Below are 18,879 nucleotides of genomic sequence, written 5' to 3' on the forward strand. Positions count from 1 at the left end.
AGTCTTTAATAAATTGTTTTAGTTGAGTATTACTTAGCTAGCTTTAATGATAAAGATTTGATTGTTTTATTTTCGTTATTTATTGGTTTAAATAAACAGTGTCTAGATAGTAACAGTAGTTGTCGTTATCCACAATAATGTGTCTGTTTTATCATGAGTAATTAGCAAGGTTTTATTAAATGTATCATCGCCGTCTATGTCAATATCTGCAAATAATGACAAACTAATGAGCTGACTCATCCATTCATTTCTGGTTGCATATCCTCCCAAATGATGCTCATCAACACGTGCACCTTTGTCAGTTAAATCATCAATAAGATGCATAAATAGCTTTAAGTTATAGGGTTTAGCTAATGGCGATATATCGGATAATGCGGTTAAGTTAAATGATGCCAGAGGGTGCTTGTCATCAGAACGGTCAGTGTCTTTAACTTTTTCAGGGTCTGTTAAAAAATCATGTTGAAGGAAGTCTGAAATTGACCGTATATTAGTCGCGTAATGAGTGGCATTTGATGGTTCTTGTACTATAGGCGTGTTAGATTCACTTTGATTGGAGAACTTCATCAGAGATGTTGCAGTGAGGTTTTCTATCTTTAACATAGAGGTAGCAGAGGTATTCATCACGAAAAGTATAACTCCAGCTTCCTCTGGAACAATGGATGATGCATTGGAGTTTGTAAAATAGTACTCTTCTAACCACTCATCATTAATTTGAGAATCAACCCCGATAACTAGGCTTAACTGAGGATCTTGATTTTGTGAGATACTAATAATATGGTTTTTTATTACACCTAATGGAGTTAATGACTCCTTTTGGTTTTGGCTATCAATTTCATTTGAACCCTCAAGCGTAACGCTACGAATATCAATAACATCCTCTGAGAAGCCATAATTTACAAGTTGTTTTATTAAAAATTCTTTTATGTAGGGCTTATTTGCCAAATCAGGTATAAGTAAATAAATAGGTAAAGTACTTAATTTGGTGTCTGATGACTGAGTATTAAGTGTGCTTTGTACCTCATTAGTTTCGCTTAAAATATGAGATTGTTGCCACTTTGGATGCATACTTAATGTTAGGTTTTGCTGATTCTTATCGAATGGAGTATTTAGCTCAGAAACAAACTGATTGGCAACTTTAGTCAGCTCCGTTTCGTTTTGAGTCAGTATGTGCTTTATGATTAAGCAAATCCTTTGAGTGATGCTATCAATATCATCTTCTTGTGGATATAATTCGTCATCGTAAGAAATAATATCCTCAATGGGCTTTATTAAAATAGGGAGATTGTCAAAGGATGTATATTCAAGGCTCAGCACAGTGAGATCGTCTGAGTTTTCAATGATATCTATAAAACGCTCACCTTCAGGCAAACAGACATAACTATGCATGAATACATCATAGCTTAAAGGGCGTTTTGGTGCAGTATGCGAGGAGGTAGATGATTGCTCATCATCTTCATTCGATTTATTTTTCTTTTTGTTATATTGCCAATGAACCAGCACAATTGATGCCAGTATTATTAAAGGAATAACGACGAAGCAATTTATCAACTCAGTTGATGTAGTGTTAGATACGTTATCTTTAAAATACATCCATATTAAAATCAGATAAACAATAAGTAGTAGGATGAGAATATAACGAGTATAAAAAAGATATTTTTTTATTTGCACAGGCAGTACTTCGCTTTTGATTTATAGTGAGTAAATTTAAATTACAAATATGAAGTTATTGTATATATATCACACGACATGAGCTTTAGTTATTATACATTATGGTCTATTTTATCGTTATTATCTTAACTGTTATTTCAGTATTTTTCATTACATTGCTTTTTGATCCACGTATATTTTCAGTCCTTTACATAAGATTTAGAAAGTTTATCAATATCTTAAGCTTACACTTATTTAAACGGGCAAATAAAAAAACTGACCTGTTGAGGACTCGATCTTTACGCATAAAGGCAGATAATAGTCTGATACCTTTGCTTACAAAGCATTATTTTATGATAGCATCAAGTGCTTTAGTTATAGTAACTATAGGGTTGTGCTATTGGCTATTAAACTACTCCTCATTGGATGTTTATCATGATGTTGATGTCAAACAAAACAACTATAGCTCGCAAATTAACCAGCTACTGATGGGCGAACGATTACAACCACCCCCAGCACCTCCAGAGGAGTTGTTTGAAGAGCTTGATGCAGAAATTGCAAGCTATAACGCCTTTAAAAAAGAAGATGATGTTTGGGAGGAGCTAACGACTAATACAACAAAATTCTCATTTCCTAGTCCAGACAGGGAAGAGCCTGCTATAGACATAGAAAAATTAGAAGGAGGGTATTCATCAGACATGCTGAGTACTCATCTAAATAATGGTTATATTAATATTAAAAATGCTGACCGTAATTGGGACAAAATGAACTCTCAGTTTGTACAGCGGCTACTGATGGTCTATAAAATCATGCATGATCAATATGGTTATGATATGGTTTTGTTGGAGGGGTATCGTAGTCCAGAGCGGCAGGCGAGATTGCTTGCAAAAGGCAGTCACGTCACTAAAGCAGGTTCTTATAAAAGTTACCATCAATTTGGTTTGGCTGCTGATAGTGCTTTTATAAGAAACGGAAAAATTGTTATATCAGAACGTGATCCATGGGCGATGAGAGGTTATAAGTTATATGGCAAAGTTGCAAAATCTGTGGGTCTGGTGTGGGGAGGAGATTGGAGGATGAAGGATCTGGGTCATGTAGAGTTAAGAAAAAAAGGCGTCCTCGGTCGTCCAGAAATGGCTAAAATTCTTATTGATCAGTAATGTATTTTTCTTTGTGATTTCATGTGTTCTAAACGTTACTCAATTTAGTTATATATAATGAATTTCAAAGTTGTGAAAATTTGATGCAAAAGGTAATTATTATAATGAAAAAAATCAATTTTTTGATGCTTACAGTGTTACTCGTAGGATGTGTAGGAGGACAACAATCCAAAGAATCTAAGAGCATTTCAGATTCGCTCAGCTCACTGATAAACACTAAAAAAAATAATCAAGATGAGTTGACGCAATTACAATCTAAGCTGGAGTCTCAACAAGCAGTTATACAAGACGTCTTGCAAGAGCAGCAGAAGTTAAAAGAGCAGTTAAAGCGTTCTAAAATTAATATTCGTATTCAACCTGATAACGTCCTAAATGCTGGTAAAGGTAATCAGGGGAACGCCAGTACACTCTATGTTGCCTTACTTGAAGATAAGTCTCAATTTGTTGAACTACAGGAGTTAGCGGTAAAAGAGATTACCTTAATACCTGGGCGACCTAATGAACTTAATGTGAACGTCACAGAAGACACACGTTACTTAGCATTAAAGATAGATTTAAGATATACCAAAAAACGTTCACAGTTTTTAATTCCTCTTGAAAGTATCAATTATGAAGAACCCTTGTTACTTAATATAGGCGCATGTGATGCCAATATAAGTAGTGGCTTAAATTTGACGACTGATACTGAATTTTCTAAAAAATTAAAATATTACCAGCAACCTTTAGTGAGTTGTCGATAGGAGAAACGATTTGAGTAAGCAACAAGTACTATGGGGCGAAGGGCTTTTTTTGAGACCCCAACATTTTCAAATGCAGGATGTTTATCATAACCATCAACGTAGTATGAGTATGAAGGTCTTGCATCCTTATGCGTACGGAATTATTGAAACAAACCTCGATAAGCCATTATTAGAAAGCAATGTTGTTAGTTTTGAATCAATTTCGTGTGTTTTTCCAGATGGTACGATTTATCAAGCACCTTACACTGACAAATTACCCAAATCTGTCAATTTAGATGATAACTTGGGAGATGATGTTTATGTGTTTTTAAGTTTAGAGATTTTGCATCATAGTGGGGGTAATATTCAATTAGAGTCAAGTGAGAATCCGTCTCGGTATATTAAAGACGTTCAAAGATCACAAGATTTATATACTGATGCAACAGAGTCTGTGGTTGATATATTAAAACTATCTCCCAGTATTCAGCTTAGTAATGAGTCAATACCATCGAGTAATGATGGCATATCATTATTAATTGCCAAACTTGAACGCACGCCTCAAGGATCATATCAATGTGTAGACGATTATCTGGTTTCAAGTGTCCATATTTCAAGTAATGGCTCTTTGTTAAATCAAGTTAACCGCTTAATGACTATGATTAATACCAAATCAACTTCTTTATATGATCATCATCGTCAAACCAATAATGACTTACTAGAGTTTAGATCGTCTGATATTGCCTCTTTCTGGTTATTACATGCTCTAAATTCTGCCTATGCTCAATTAAGTCATCTTTATAATAACCCAAAACTGCATCCTGAACGTCTATATGAAGCGTTATTGAATGTGGCCAGTCAGTTGGCAACCTTTAGTTCATTATACAAAGTGGGAGATTTGCCCAGTTATAATCACAGTCAAACTCATGATTCTTTTAATAGTATTATTAAAATTATTAGAGAGTTGCTCAACACTGTAATTGCCAGCAACTTTATCTCAATACCACTAAATCATACGAAGCCTTCTTACTACATTGGTGAGCTCAGTGCAGATAATATAACCCGAAATTCACAGCTGTACCTGTCAGTGAGTTCATCACTTCCAATGCATGAGTTAATCGACATTGTGCCACGGCGCTTTAAAGTAGCAACACCAGATGGAGTTGAAAAACGTGTTTTGTCAGCTCTACCAGGGACACCGATTTCATACGTCACTCAAGTGCCAAGTGCTATTCCTGTTCGACCTGGGTTTAGCTACTTTTCCATTGAGCCAGTCGGTGAGATTTATAACGAAATGATTAAAGCTGAGTCAATATGTATTTATGTACCTAATGGCTTTGACGATTTAAAAATTGAGCTGATGGCAATTAATCAATAGTATAAAGCTATTAAATAATAAAAATGTATTTAAACCTTATATTCAGAGAGTAACATGTCAACAAATAAAACCTTAAGTACAGCGCCATCTTTACTTGATTCAGGTGAAGTGGCCTCGGGAGTATCGGTCGATGGCCTTGATCGACGTATCAATCGGCAGTCACTTGTCGATGTTATGTATGATGGCTTTTATTTAGTTTTCTTATTGCGTAATCACTATTATAGTACTCAGCCACAAGAGTTTAGATCTAAGATTTATGATTTTTTAGACAGCTTTGAAAGTGCAGCTCGAAAAAAGGGTTTTGCATCTGAAGATATTTATGAATCTAAATATGCTTACTGTGCTTTAATTGATGAAACAATTATGACTTCTCAGGAGCCAGAGTTTCAGCAGTTAAAAAATGCATGGGAGATGAATCCTCTACAGCTAGACTTGTTTGGTTCACAAGTTGCAGGTGATGAGTTTTTTGAACGCTTAGATAAACTGCGCGAACAAGGAGATAAGCATCTACCAGCGCTTGAGGTTTATCATTACGCTATGTTGTTAGGCTTTCAAGGGCGTTATCGATTAGAGGCACCTGAAAAAATACGCTATCTTATCTCCAGACTAGGGGATGAAATCGAGCACCTTCGCGGTAACAAAAATGAGTTTTCTCCTTTCTGGGCTATTCCTGATCAGATCAAACATACCCTTACCCGCGAAACCCCTATTTGGGTCATCCTTTTGGTTGTCGGTCTATTATTGCTAAGCATATATGGCATCATGTCTTATTATTTACATTCACAAACACAAAACCAGCTGGCAGGTTACAGCCAAATTATTCAAGACAATAAAGAACAAGCGCATATTTCGATATTTTTACCATAATCAAACTCTATGATATCCGCTCTCACATAACATCAGGATAGTACTATGGCTGCTTACATCACTGTTGGTGCTAAGACAACACATGGAGGAACGGTTATTTCAGGTTCCCCTCATTCTACCCATAATGGCATACCTATCGCTCGCAAGGGCGATAAAGTCATCTGCAAAAAGTGCAAAAAAGTCGTCACTATTGTGACAGGTGATCCTACCTTTATTGTAGATGGTCAACCGATTGCTCGTGCAGGCGATGTTACCAGCTGTGGATCAAAGCTCATAGCTATTCAGCAGTCATTTGCGTTTTCTGATTTTGATGTTGGTGGGATTGAGCCTGCTGAAGAGGTAGCTTTAACTAAATCAAGTGAGGATGAATCATTTGAGAATGCGTACAACGAAAAGTTCCAGATACTAGATGAGTTGACTCAAGAGCCGTTAATAAATGTGCCTTACCGTTTAAGATACGACGGCAAGGTGGTATCTGGAATTACTGACTCTCAAGGATTTACTCAATTGATTGAATCTGATAATCCAGCAGAAGTTAGTATTTCATTGCTAGTAGATGAGGAGGAGTAGTCATGGCTCAACGTGAAGTAGATTGCGGTAGTTATCGCTTAACTAGAGCTGATAGTAGTGGTCATAAATGCGTATCTGTACCAACCAAGAGGGTTTTAACATCAGGTGAAATTGCTATGGCGAAAGCTATATTTCAAGATTCTATAGATTATTCTAAAGTATTGATATGTAGAGGTTGGCTTTTTCATGACTTAACTAGAAATGCAAGAACATTAGGTTATAAGATTACTTTGCCCTCTGATGACTACGAAGAACATTCTGATTTTTCTCTTAGTTCAGTTCAACAAGAAACCAAAAATTGGTTTATCCACGAAATGGCCCATGTATGGCAACATGAAAGAGGCTATAGTACGATTTCCGCGGGAGCTTACATGTTAGTCTGTGGAGATTACTTTGGTAAAAGTGCGCAACATAATGGTAAAAATGTTAATAAACCTATGGCATATGATCTACACATAATTGAGGATAAAAAGGACTTTCCTAACTATAATATTGAACAACAAGCTGAAATCATAGCTCATTATTATGACATATCTGTAAGAGGGTCTAATTCAACTTATTATCCATATAGAGATCGCTATTATGAATGTTTAAAAGTCTTTTTTATTGACCCCTATAGTTCAGAATTAATGCCTAGGTAACCTAAATATGAATATTCTATATAAGAAGTTATTTTTACTTATAACCATGTTGACGTTGTCGGTTGTATCTCAAGCTATGTCAAAACACGACTATGGACAAATTGATATCACGGTTAAAGACATGCAACCTTGCTTTTATTTAGCTAATTATAATAGAGAAGTACCTTTAGAAGAGGACAAAAATAAGCTGGTATATGTAACAGTATCTAAAGGCTCTGAGATGTTTTTTATAATAAATAACACTTACTTAGACATACCTAACAGTCCGCAAACCTGCCTGCCTGTATCGGCTACGAAAGCATTAACTGATGAAAACGCTATCTTCACTGATACTCATTACTATGTGACTATGATTTTAGGTATAGAAGATAAAGTCATTAATGGTACTAATTATTCTTCTGAATTTTGTTTAATAAAGGATAATAATGGTTACAAAATAGTAGAAGGCGATCGTGGAAGAGTGACACCAAACTCAGATAAAATCACTAACTATTGTACAGACATACCATTTGAAGAACAAAAAAGCTGGTTTCAAAAACTTAAAGAATGGTTGAGTGAAATCTTCTGAACTAAACTTCGAATTTTATTAGATTTATAGGTAGTCATACAATAAGAATTGACTATATAAGCAACTGAATAAAGTAAAAATTATTAGAACTAGCCAGTATAGGCTAACCTACTTTAATTCGACTTTAAAATTAATTTACTTAATTGGGTAGTATCGGTGTATTTATCTTATTTGTTCGACTGTATAAACTGTTTGATTTATCGACATTCCATGAGTAGTTACTCAGTAACACTCTCAGACTTTTTAAATGATCCTAGTAATACAAAAAAACTAGCCTATTAAGGATAATCATCATGTTTAAAAAGTATTTTTGTAGCTTAATAGTCATTAGTCTGCTCTTAAACACATCATGTGTCAGTCGTAATCCTTCACACAAACTACCTAAGATAATTGACAATAATGTTTTCATAAATAAAGATGATAAGTTATGCTTTAAGCCAGACTTTTCAACAGCAACTGTTAATTCTGAGCAACATGAGCTAGATGAAATTATTCGTGTTTCTTTTACTCTTTATCGGTTTGAAAACGATGACTACGTCCTTATGCTACATAATAAACTGCCTGAAGACGAAAAGTATCGCGGACTACCTATGTGCTTAGAAGAAAAAGTTAATACTTTATTAGCTAAAAATAATAAGTATGTTTTGGATATGATCGGGGTTGATCCGAAAAATTTTTTCCATGTACGTTCTGGCTCTGTTTTTGTTTATGATAAAGATCATACAATACGAATTGTGAGCAAGATATCGGATTAAAGTTAATATTAGTTAATTTAGTCTGCACAGACTAACCTACTTTTAGACTGCTTAAGAATAAGTGATTTGATTGGATAGTATCGTTTATTCTTCCTCATTCGACCGTATGGTTGTCAAGGGAACGAAGTCAAAGGGTTAATTATGTTAAAGTTAATGTTAGCACATTTAATTAGCTTAGGTATGTTTCTGTTAAGCTTTGGAATACAGTCTTCCGGCGGTCTCTATACTCATTCATATATTGTCGACAATGATTTATATCGTTTATCCGACTTACAAGGCTCGGGCGGTAATGATTTCGTATTGCTAATAATAGGAAGTGGAGTTTTATTTTTACTTCTAACGTTTATTAGCGTCCTTTATTTTCTTAAGCCGATAATAAAAAGCATACTTTTTTTAATTGCTATTATTATATCATTATGGTTTTTTGAGCTTATGGAGACAGCTAGTTTCATTAATATTAGCTACGCCACCATTTTATTCGGAAATAATATTATATTTTCTATATGGCTCTTACTCTTTATTTTGCTTAATGTATTAGTATTTTCTAACATTTTCATCTCAATAAAAAATAAATTATCCTAATCTAGAGGTTTAAACTAATTCAAAATAATCGAGGGTACCAGTTTTATCCCAATGCTTACTATCCACCGATGAATTTTTTTTGACCGTGTGGTAGCCAATGAAACCGATGTTAAAGGGCTGTTATGGATAAGTCAGTTGGAGATTTATTAGATGAGATTAATGAAACTATGTGTCTCCTTGATGTTGGCTAGTATAATCCTTTCAGGATGTCAACAAAAAGTCAAATATATGACGCCAGAAATTAAAGGGCAAGTTATTGATAGGCAAACAGACCTGCCCATTGCTAACGTCAAGGTGTTTTTGACTTCAAAGGAGTATGATATTACTGGTCAAGATGGGCTGTTTGTAATCCCAGCAATTGAGTACAAATATAGAGTATCATCTCCTGCACACTATGAATACAAAGCATATAGTGATGCTTCTCTCATGTTTATGAGTGACCACTATATTCATAAATCTTACTCCTCAGGTGATTTTCCTAGCACTAATATTGCTCAAAACAAAGTAACTTATGATGCTAATATAAAGACCTATGTCAATATGGGTAAGGTCTACTTAACCCCCATTGATCCTAATGTATCTGAGCGTCAGGAAGAGTATATAGAAGGGCCTATCAAATACTGCCTACCAAACCAATCACAAAAAGAAGTAGAGTGTATTCCTTTGCCCAAAAACATGACTTATGATCAGGTTAGTCCGAATCGGCCGTTGGACTAGAGATAGGGTAGATTAATCATTAGGAAGACATGATGAGAATAATAGTGGCAAGAATAACCCTCTCGCTATGCACATGTTTAGTTATCACATCTTGCATGACTAATGAAGATGTGACACATAACGATGATAAAGTTATTCATAATCATACGGCTGAAAGGGATGAATTAGAAGCGTGGTTTGATGAGAATATAAAGCCTTACAAAGGTTATAAAGGCTCTGAAGCTATTTTTAGAAATATTGTAAGTAAATGGGAAAAACCTATCTCTGCTACTAAAAAAGAAGAAAACTATAACTCTTTGCTTAATCTTGAAAAAGAAGGAGACAGGGAGTTTGAACAAAAAAACTATGGTACAGCATGGAATCGATATAGCTTAGCGTCTATTTATTATCCATCTCCTAGATTGCTAGTCAAAGCAGGTGATGCTCAGCTATTTCATATTATTAATAACTTTGAAAGTATTTGTGACTGCGAAACAAGTTTGAATGCCGAAGGTAGGATTACTCAAAGAGAAAGAAATGGCGTCAAACACTCGTTTCTTTCAACTTATGGTGTAGCTGTTGATTTTAACGATTATCCTAAAACAGACTATCACGATGATCAGAGTTTGAGTCAAAATGAGGTGCAAGAAGTCAAGAAAAAAATTAACTGTCTGAATAAGGTCCTAGATTTTGATGGTAATTTTGCTGACACCACTATTTTAAAGCAATGTATTTGATATCTGAACCTTTGATAATGTCATTTGTAACTTTGAAATTAATGTAAAAATTAACGGCAACCTTATATTTTTTTAGCCTAACTTTTTAAAGTATCTTAGTTAGTTTGAACTAAGCTAATATATATGCAATATGTCGGAAAATTAAGTATTAGGAATCTTGATTGATGCGAAAACTATTGATTATATCGTTCACTGTAATGGTTATGATTTCTTGCACTTCTGATCATGATTCTTACTCTTCATATAAAAATAACAAAGCAGAAATTAAAGAATTAAATCAACCTGTATACTCTGACATCATAGAATCGCCTATAGACAATCATCAGCCACCCAAAAATTACTATAAACCTGAATACATGTTGCAATCAGCAATAGAGAGGCTGCAAAAACTGGACTCAATAGATAAGAGAAATGAAGCCTACAATTTGTTATTAGAGTTCGAAAAGGATGGCAATAAGTATTTGTCTCAGAATAAGCTATTTAAGGCATGGGATAAATATAGCATGGGTGCAATGTCTTATCCTTCTCCAAGGCTAATTGTAAAAGAGGGGGATATTTTGATGCTACATTATATTAGAAATATTAAAATAATATGTAACTGTGAAACCATAAATGACTTAGAAGAAGGTTTTCAGTCAGCAACTACTGTTAAAGAGTTTAGATACAGGATATTAAACAAATATAATTTAGCTCTGGATTTGAATCAATATACAAACCTGAATATTATCGAGTCGCAAAGACTAAACAGTACGCAAGAACAGGCATTGATCAAAAAAATAGATTGCTTAGAAGGTAAACTAAATTTCCCAGATAGAACCTCAGGCTTTGAAAAATTTTCCGAGTGTGTCTTGGATTAAGTAATTAACATCAAAGGTTATATAAAATAAACTTTTGATTTCAAGTGTATTCTCAACCTCTGCTATGTCTGTAAACTAAATCATTAGGAAGACATGATGCAAAAATTAGTGGCAATAATAACCCTCCCGCTATGCACCTGTTTGGCTATTACATCCTGCATGACTTACGAAGATGTGAAGCATAATGATGATAAAGCTATTAATCATCATACGACTGAAAGAGATGAGTTAAAATCATGGTTGAATGAAAGTATAGAATCTTCTAAAGGTTTTGAAACTTCCGATGCAATTTTAAACCGGTTTATTAATAGTTGGGAAGCGCCTAAAACTGTTGCTAAGAAGGATGAAAGGTATCAATATTTGCTCAACCTTGAAAAAGAAGGCGATATAGCACTTTCTCAAAAAAATTATGGAACAGCATGGAATCGATACAGTACGGCTTCGGTTTACTATCCATCTCCTAAGTTGCTCGTAAAATCAGGAGATGCACTGATGTTACAGTATATTAATAACTCAGATAAAATTTGTAAGTGTGATACAAATGACTTGCCAGAAGAGGTGAGAAGAAAAACCAAAGAACTGGATTATATAAAGTATAAAGTTCGAGTAAATTATGGACTTGCGCTTATGCTTGTTTTAGGAGGCTATACCAAAATAGACTATAACGATGAGCAGAAGTTAAGCCAAAATGAGGAACAATCTTTAATGGATAAAATTAGCTGTCTGAATAACGTCTTAGATTTTGAAGGTAACTTTGCTGACACCGCTATTTTAAAGCAATGTATTTGATATGGTAATCACCCCAAAAAATAATAACACGTAAAAGTAGAAACTAACTGCTAAAATACTAGCAGGAGATTTCGACATGAAAAAATCAAGATTTACCGATACACAGATCGTTAATATTCTCAAACAGGCAGAACAAGGCGTACCAGTCAGTGACATACTACGTGAACACAATATAAGTCAGAGCACCTTTTACAAATGGAGGAGCAAATATGGCGGTATGGATGCCTCACTGATTACTCGTCTTAAAGAATTAGAAGCTGAAAACGCTCGTCTGAAGAAGATGTACGCCGAGGAAAGGCTTAAATCAGACATCTTACAGGATGCCATGTCAAAAAAGTGGTAGCGCCTTCTAGGCGCAAAGACTTAGCTAAATATTATGTTGATGCTCGCAGTATAAGCATTCGTTTAGCCTGTCTGATCTTTAACATCAGCATAACCTGCCATTACTATCAGCCAAAGACAGCGGATGAGAATAAGCAGATAGCCAAGTTGTTGATTGATTTGGCAAACGACCATAAAAACTGGGGCTTTAAGCTATGCTTTCTATACTTAAGAAATGTACTCAGATTACCTTACAATCATAAGCGTGTTTATCGTATCTACTGTGAGCTTGAATTAAACCTGAGAATAAAGCCTCGCCGCCGTATTAAACGAAATAAACCCAAAAAGTTTGCCGTGCCAGCTAACATCAATCAAAGCTGGAGTATAGATTTTATGCACGATGCCTTAACCGATGGTAGGTCTATTAGACTCTTTAATGTCATTGATAACTTTAATCGTGAAGCATTAACCATAGAGATCGACTTCTCATTGCCGGTTCAAAGAGTCATACGCAGTTTAAATCAACTGATTGGATGCCGAGGTAAGCCTGATCAACTCAGGTGTGATAATGGTCTTGAGTATATCAGCAATGACTTAAAAGACTAGGCAACTAAGCACTGTATTGTTATTGAGTATATTGAGCTTAGTAATCCTCAGCAAAATGCTTATGTAGAACGGATTATTTCGTAAAACACAAAATAATCAATCAGTTAAAAAACCATTACCCACAAAAAAACCCTAAGCAAATGAACGCTTAGGGCTGAAACTTTGTACTTACTTAAAAGGTAACTTAAGTTTTAAAATATGGCGCAGCGGACGGGACTCGAACCCGCGACCCCCGGCGTGACAGGCCGGTATTCTAACCAACTGAACTACCGCTGCTTAGGTCGTTTATAACTTTATTTAACCACTCAGCTGTTAAACTGTAGTTAAGTAGTGGTGGGTGATGACGGATTCGAACCGCCGACATTCTGCGTGTAAGGCAGACGCTCTACCAACTGAGCTAATCACCCTTGAAAAACGTATTAAAAAAGCACTGCTTTTTTAATTTCGTAAGAGAAAACTAATTAAAAATAATTTTCAAATAACTTAAAACTAAAACTATATCGTCTTAATGTAGGAGCGTATTATATAGATAAAGGAGAGGGTGTCAAACACTTTTTTTTAAAAAGTTTAAAATTTGACTTCAAATGTAGGAGATGTAGGTATTCAATGTCTACCCTGCTATCAAAGTAGACATTTATAACTAGGCATCAATAAGGCTTTTACCCAAAGATATTTATAATAGGGCACTTATAAAGCGATAGGTCACTTATGGTAAACTACTCTTAATCTAATTTACGCTTAATGATTGATAATTGATAAAAAAGAGACACTATGAATAACGCACATAATCCAAGCCGAGTTGTCATTAATTTAGATGGCAGTCTAGATGAGCTTGATGATGACGATATTACGTTGCCCAGTTTGATCCTGACGGAGGATATTCCTGTTGTTGAAACGCCTCGTAATGAGACTATTAATAAGTCATCTTATGAGTTACCAGCCTTTCCACTTGATGATCAGCAACTTGATAAGCAGACATTAAATCAGCAGCCCAAGCCTGTTGAGCATCCGCAGTCTCAAATCAGCGAACCAGATAGTAACGCTAATGATACAGATAAAAGATCTGGTAGCTGGTTTAGTCGGATGAAGTCTGGGTTATCTAAGTCACGTAAGAACTTGGCGGAAGGTGTGGCTAACATCTTAATTGGTGGCAAAGAGATTGACGATGAGCTGTTAGAGGAAGTAGAAGACCAGCTTTTGGTTGCTGATATTGGTGTGGAAGCTACGGATAAAATTATCAAGAGTTTAACCGAGCAGACAGCCCGTGGCGATTTGATTTATTCGCACTCTTTATATAAAGCGCTACAAAAAGAGTTGGTGGAGATATTGGAGCCTAAAGTTGCTCCTTTAATAATTGATACTTCTAAAAAACCGTTTGTTATTTTGGTTGTTGGGGTAAATGGCGTCGGCAAAACGACGACCATCGGTAAACTAGCAAAACGTTTGCAAGCCGAAGGTAAATCGGTAATGCTCGCAGCTGGTGATACTTTTAGAGCCGCGGCAACAGAGCAACTTCAAGTGTGGGGCGAGCGAAATAATATACCCGTTGTCGCGCAAGGTCATGGTGCAGATAGTGCGTCAGTGGTCTTTGATGCGATGCAATCTGCCAAAGCCAAAAATATTGACGTATTAATTGCGGATACTGCTGGACGCTTGCAAAACAAAACCCATCTAATGGCTGAGCTTGAAAAAGTAGTGCGTATTATGCGTAAATCAGACCCAGATGCGCCGCATGAGGGGATGATTGTACTTGATGCAGGGACAGGTCAGAATGCCATAAATCAGGTCAAAATATTTAACGATGCTGTGCCTTTAACAGGTATTACTATTACCAAACTGGATGGCACAGCCAAAGGTGGTGTGGTGTTTAATATCGCCAATACTACCGATATTCCCATTCGCTATATTGGGGTTGGTGAGTCGATCGATGACTTACGTCCGTTTAGTCCTAAGCAATTTGTGGCTGCCTTATTTGAGACTGATGACAAATAAATTTTAATCCTCGAATATTATTGTGGTCCACTGCCCATACTATATTAAATGGCATCATTGAGATGCCATTTTTTTTGTGTCAAGATAGTAGAGAGATGAGCCTCCGTTATTTATGATTTTTTAAGGCAATTGTCAATGAGTCAATCACTCTGTAAGGATACTTCAAAGGCGAATGTAATGATTGTTACTAAAACTGATATTGCAGGATTTCCCTTGGTTTTGATTGCAGGTAAGGTGGCTCAAGTGTGTGAGGCACCGAAACTTCTAGGAGTCAACTGGTTAGGGGCGGGGCAAGAGTGGCAAACGTCCAAGACGGTTGTGCAGTTAAGGAAGTATCTAAAACTTAATGAGGAGAGTTTTAAGCCTCTTGATAAAAATAGCCTAAGCTGTAAAAAACAAACTGAATCACTATTATTAACTGCCATCGAACAACTGAATGAATATCAAAATGGTACGCGCACTACTTTTGACTTACCGCTTGATATGTCTATTGGTACATCTTTTCAACAACGCGTTTGGCAGGCTTTACAAGACATTCCTTATGGAGAAACTATTAGTTATTCACAATTGGCGCAAAATATAGACAAACCGACGGCTCATCGTGCGGTTGCTAATGCCAATGGCAAAAACCCGTTTAGTATTATTATCCCCTGTCATAGAGTGATAGCGAGCAATGGCGGGCTGGGGGGATATACTGGCGGACTGGATAAAAAACACTTGCTGTTAAAGATGGAACGTGCCACGAATTAATTGTGCTCTGTCATAATTTTGTCTTATTAAGTTGTTAGTTTAAATGGATAACAGTATACAAGATTAAGGCTAAGTCATCATGTTTCTAACTCCTTATCTATTTACAAATTATAGATCAGTAATTTTCTCTGAGAGCTGTTCAATCTTTAATTTTTGCGACAGGTATGTTGTATGAGAAGGCTATCCCACTATGATAAACGCAGAAGGTGGTGGGAGTTTTCAACGCTCTATCGGCAACTTTCTCAGCACTCCATTAGTTCATCATCGTATCAGAATCAACCCTCTTTTTATTGGCATTCAGACTATTGCGCAGACCACTTACAGTCTACACCACTAAATAGGGTATCTACTAAACGGTTAGTTTCGAATCTTTCCAGCTATAATCAGTCTAACACCCTTAACTCTTCACATCGGCTAAATACTTTAAAGTCTAATTTGAATAACTTCTCACAAATCTCTCATAAGCTTATCAGTTCTAGCAGTAGACAAAATCAAATCAAACGCCAACGTGAATGGGTTTATCTTAGCCATTATTTGGCTATTGAAGGTTTAGATCCTGTGTATATTATTTCTGGAGATGATGATGGACGAGAGCCCGATTTCACTTTAATTTTCTCAAAAAATCGGGAGTTGATATACATTGGTATTGAATTGACCACCTTACCACGTCTACGCGATAGAATGGGTGAAGATGATTTAATTGCAAAACGTTGGTATTGGCAGGGTCTGCAAGTAGCGGCAAGACAACGAATAAAAACACAAGAAGATATGCGCTGCTACGAGAATGGGTGCTATCCAAATTTCGAGCGCTTTAAGTTGCCAGTAAAAACGTTGTATATGCCAACTAATCAGTTTTTAAAACGTAGAAAGCAGGTAACTTTGTCGAGTATAACCCAACAAGATGTTAATGATGTCATGACTAAAAAAGCACATAAAGTGGACGGCTACCACGCACGAAGACCATTGGATGAGCTGTGGCTACTGGTTCATACCGATAAATATCAGCCTGACTGTATTTTGACGGAACCAAATCCTAGGGTAAGCTTGACTCATACTAGCGGATTTGATCAGATACATATTACCCGTTATCCGAGTCACAAAGTGTTAAAGGTTGAAAGGTTGACGAAAAGTTAATCAAGTGTACTGATTTTTAAAGATAAGCCCCTCGCTAATTTAATTAGCGGGGGTTTTATCATAAAGGGTCATCATTGAGAGACCTGATTAAACAACACTAATGCTAAAAATGAGTTGAGTGAGTTATTTACTTAAAAGCACACGACAACAACACTTTGTAATTAAAAGATTTTTTTATTTTTATTAAGATGATAAAGGCAATATAGAGCTTATTGTGTTTATTAATCTTGTGTTTATCAATCCAAATGTGTGTTTCACCTATACCAATTATTTTATCGCCTTAATTATTTGACTCTAAAACTTATAGAACATACCTCTTAAGTAGTTCAATTAATCCTACAAACCACTTGCCAGCGGACGCCAGCATGACTACCTTAACTTTATCTATTAATAATAAAAGCTATCATTTCGATGATCTCGATCCCCGAACGACTTTACTTGATCTGTTTCGCCATCATCTGCAGATTACAGGCCCCAAAAAAGGCTGTGATCATGGACAATGCGGTGCCTGTACTATTCTCATTAACGGTCAACGTATTAATTCATGTTTAACCATAGCGGTAATGCATGAAAGTGATGAGATAACCACTATTGAAGGGATTGGTTTACCTGAAACTCTATCTGACTTGCAACAAGCGTTTAAAGAGCACGATGCTTTCCAGTGTGGCTATTGCACACCGGGTCAGATTTGTTCTGCTACTGCCCTTATTGAAGAGGTTAAGCAACAGTGGCCCAGTTATGTCACTGAAGACTTAACACAACCTAATGCGCTTTTAGTCAATGAAATTGCCGAGCGTATGAGTGGTAATATATGCCGCTGTTCTGCGTACCCCAATATTATTAATGCCATATCTGAAGTGCTGCAAAAAGAACTTAAGCTTTTTGTGGATTCAAATAATTCAGAAAGCTCAAATACCTCAAATAAAGTGTCTAACTCTTATGCGAAATCAGCTTCTACCTCGGCTGTCTCAGGTATATGGTCGCCAGCGCCCAGTCAAGCCCAATTACAAGATAATCAATCGACTAAAGCCTCTAACAATCAACACATCACTAACAATAACCAAAGCACTAACAATAACCAAAGCAACAAGAACGCTGCTCAACGTTTAGGAGAAAACTCATGAAACGTTTTGAATATGTCCGTGCCAATGAGTTACATCCTGCTTGCGTTGCTGCCAGTTCAGAAGGCGCTGCCTTTATCGGTGGCGGTACAAACTTACTTGATCTAATGAAGCTTGAGATTGAGACACCGATTAAACTTGTTGATATTACTCAGTTAGAACTTAAGCAGATTGAGCCGACATCAGAAGGAGGTTTACGTATTGGAGCCTTGGTGACCAATAGTGATTTGGCAGCTCATCCTGACATCATAACCAGTTATCCAGTACTCTCTCGCGCCATATTAGCGGGTGCATCAGGTCAGCTACGCAATAAGGCGACGACTGGCGGTAATTTTCTGCAACGAACCCGTTGCTACTATTTTTACCAACCAGATAGTCCATGTAACAAACGACAACCGGGCACAGGCTGTCCAGCAATTGAAGGTCAAAACCGCTCACTTGCCATATTAGGTACCAGCGATCATTGTATCGCACAGCATCCCTCTGATATGGCAGTGGCTATGCGCTTATTAGATGCGACGTTAGAGACCCAAAAACCAGATGGTAGCACCAGAGAAATTCCGATTAAAGATTTCTATCGTCTGCCTGATGACACTCCTCATATTGAAACAGTATTAGAACCGGGTGAACTGATCACTCATATCATACTTCCAGCGCCCATTAAAGGCATGCATACTTATGACAAGATTCGTGACCGTGCGTCCTATGCCTTCGCTCTAGTATCAGCAGCTGCAGTGATAGATAAAGATGATACGGGTACGTTAACCACTGTACGTTTGGCGTTTGGTGGCATCGGGTCGCAGCCGTGGCGTAATGAGGCGGTAGAGGCGTCCCTTGAGGGCACTAAAGGAGCTATTCCTGATATTGTGAATGCTGCCAATATTCTTTTAGAAACGGCGAAAGGTCAGGGACAAAACGACTTTAAAATTCCACTAACCCGCCGTTTACTTAAACAAATTATCCAGCGCGCTCTTGACGCTAAGGAAGCTTAA

18 protein-coding genes, 2 tRNA genes and 1 pseudogene are annotated in these 18,879 nt (G+C 36.5%); 18 read left to right on the forward strand and 3 right to left on the reverse strand.

The window, feature by feature from the left end:
• Positions 1 to 102: 102 nt before the first annotated feature.
• On the reverse strand, positions 103 to 1,668 hold the full coding sequence (locus AC2SLN_RS03765; protein ID WP_486550778.1) for a hypothetical protein: 1,566 nt from the start codon (positions 1,666 to 1,668) through the stop codon (positions 103 to 105).
• A 332-nt stretch (positions 1,669 to 2,000) separates the two neighbouring features.
• On the opposite strand from AC2SLN_RS03765, the gene AC2SLN_RS03770 reads away from it, so the two are divergent.
• The 13 genes and pseudogenes from AC2SLN_RS03770 to AC2SLN_RS03830 form a co-directional block, all read left to right on the forward strand.
• Positions 2,001 to 2,807: a M15 family metallopeptidase gene (locus AC2SLN_RS03770; protein ID WP_486550780.1), complete on the forward strand. Its 807-nt coding sequence runs from the start codon at positions 2,001 to 2,003 to the stop codon at positions 2,805 to 2,807.
• A gap of 104 nt (positions 2,808 to 2,911) precedes the next feature.
• The gene (locus tag AC2SLN_RS03775) at positions 2,912 to 3,547 is read left to right on the forward strand and encodes a hypothetical protein (protein ID WP_486550782.1); all 636 of its coding nucleotides are present in this window, start codon (positions 2,912 to 2,914) and stop codon (positions 3,545 to 3,547) included.
• 10 nt (positions 3,548 to 3,557) lie between these two features.
• Complete coding sequence (gene tssK / locus AC2SLN_RS03780; RefSeq protein WP_486550784.1) at positions 3,558 to 4,901, forward strand: type VI secretion system baseplate subunit TssK; 1,344 nt, start codon at positions 3,558 to 3,560, stop codon at positions 4,899 to 4,901.
• Between the two features lie 54 nt (positions 4,902 to 4,955).
• Positions 4,956 to 5,768 (forward strand): type IVB secretion system protein IcmH/DotU, encoded by an 813-nt coding sequence (gene icmH, locus AC2SLN_RS03785; protein WP_486550786.1) that lies wholly within the window; start codon positions 4,956 to 4,958, stop codon positions 5,766 to 5,768.
• Positions 5,769 to 5,813: 45 nt separating this feature from the next.
• Positions 5,814 to 6,338: a PAAR domain-containing protein gene (locus AC2SLN_RS03790; protein ID WP_486550788.1), complete on the forward strand. Its 525-nt coding sequence runs from the start codon at positions 5,814 to 5,816 to the stop codon at positions 6,336 to 6,338.
• Between the two features lie 2 nt (positions 6,339 to 6,340).
• Positions 6,341 to 6,979: a hypothetical protein gene (locus AC2SLN_RS03795; protein WP_486550790.1), complete on the forward strand. Its 639-nt coding sequence runs from the start codon at positions 6,341 to 6,343 to the stop codon at positions 6,977 to 6,979.
• A 7-nt stretch (positions 6,980 to 6,986) separates the two neighbouring features.
• A complete protein-coding gene (locus AC2SLN_RS03800; RefSeq protein ID WP_486550792.1) occupies positions 6,987 to 7,547 on the forward strand; it encodes a hypothetical protein in 561 nt (186 codons plus the stop codon).
• A 293-nt stretch (positions 7,548 to 7,840) separates the two neighbouring features.
• The gene (locus tag AC2SLN_RS03805) at positions 7,841 to 8,302 is read left to right on the forward strand and encodes a hypothetical protein (protein WP_486550794.1); all 462 of its coding nucleotides are present in this window, start codon (positions 7,841 to 7,843) and stop codon (positions 8,300 to 8,302) included.
• A gap of 810 nt (positions 8,303 to 9,112) precedes the next feature.
• Entirely contained in the window at positions 9,113 to 9,601 is a 489-nt protein-coding gene (locus AC2SLN_RS03810; protein ID WP_486550796.1) for a hypothetical protein, read from the forward strand.
• Between the two features lie 95 nt (positions 9,602 to 9,696).
• Positions 9,697 to 10,317: a hypothetical protein gene (locus AC2SLN_RS03815; RefSeq protein WP_486550798.1), complete on the forward strand. Its 621-nt coding sequence runs from the start codon at positions 9,697 to 9,699 to the stop codon at positions 10,315 to 10,317.
• A 164-nt stretch (positions 10,318 to 10,481) separates the two neighbouring features.
• Complete coding sequence (locus tag AC2SLN_RS03820) at positions 10,482 to 11,174, forward strand: hypothetical protein (RefSeq protein ID WP_486550800.1); 693 nt, start codon at positions 10,482 to 10,484, stop codon at positions 11,172 to 11,174.
• A 96-nt stretch (positions 11,175 to 11,270) separates the two neighbouring features.
• On the forward strand, positions 11,271 to 11,963 hold the full coding sequence (locus AC2SLN_RS03825; protein ID WP_495057360.1) for a hypothetical protein: 693 nt from the start codon (positions 11,271 to 11,273) through the stop codon (positions 11,961 to 11,963).
• Between the two features lie 76 nt (positions 11,964 to 12,039).
• Positions 12,040 to 12,962 (forward strand): annotated as a pseudogene (locus tag AC2SLN_RS03830) (IS3 family transposase); the annotation flags it as partial.
• A 127-nt stretch (positions 12,963 to 13,089) separates the two neighbouring features.
• On the opposite strand, the gene AC2SLN_RS03835 reads toward AC2SLN_RS03830, so the two are convergent.
• Positions 13,090 to 13,166: transfer RNA gene (locus AC2SLN_RS03835), tRNA-Asp, on the reverse strand.
• Between the two features lie 55 nt (positions 13,167 to 13,221).
• A tRNA-Val gene (locus AC2SLN_RS03840) sits at positions 13,222 to 13,297 on the reverse strand.
• A gap of 676 nt (positions 13,298 to 13,973) precedes the next feature.
• On the opposite strand from AC2SLN_RS03840, the gene ftsY reads away from it, so the two are divergent.
• The 5 genes from ftsY to AC2SLN_RS03865 all read left to right on the forward strand — a co-directional run bounded on the left by ftsY (position 13,974) and on the right by AC2SLN_RS03865 (position 18,879).
• A complete protein-coding gene (gene ftsY / locus AC2SLN_RS03845; protein WP_486550829.1) occupies positions 13,974 to 14,882 on the forward strand; it encodes a signal recognition particle-docking protein FtsY in 909 nt (302 codons plus the stop codon).
• Positions 14,883 to 15,059: 177 nt separating this feature from the next.
• On the forward strand, positions 15,060 to 15,632 hold the full coding sequence (locus AC2SLN_RS03850) for a methylated-DNA--[protein]-cysteine S-methyltransferase (protein WP_486550804.1): 573 nt from the start codon (positions 15,060 to 15,062) through the stop codon (positions 15,630 to 15,632).
• Between the two features lie 435 nt (positions 15,633 to 16,067).
• The gene (locus tag AC2SLN_RS03855) at positions 16,068 to 16,766 is read left to right on the forward strand and encodes a hypothetical protein (protein WP_486550806.1); all 699 of its coding nucleotides are present in this window, start codon (positions 16,068 to 16,070) and stop codon (positions 16,764 to 16,766) included.
• Positions 16,767 to 17,131: 365 nt separating this feature from the next.
• Positions 17,132 to 17,890, forward strand: a complete 759-nt coding sequence (locus tag AC2SLN_RS03860) for a 2Fe-2S iron-sulfur cluster-binding protein (protein WP_486550808.1) — start codon at positions 17,132 to 17,134, stop codon at positions 17,888 to 17,890.
• Complete coding sequence (locus AC2SLN_RS03865) at positions 17,887 to 18,879, forward strand: FAD binding domain-containing protein (protein WP_486550810.1); 993 nt, start codon at positions 17,887 to 17,889, stop codon at positions 18,877 to 18,879. Before AC2SLN_RS03860 ends, AC2SLN_RS03865 begins: the two co-directional genes overlap by 4 nt.

This window comes from Psychrobacter sp. CX90 (genome assembly GCF_057396305.2).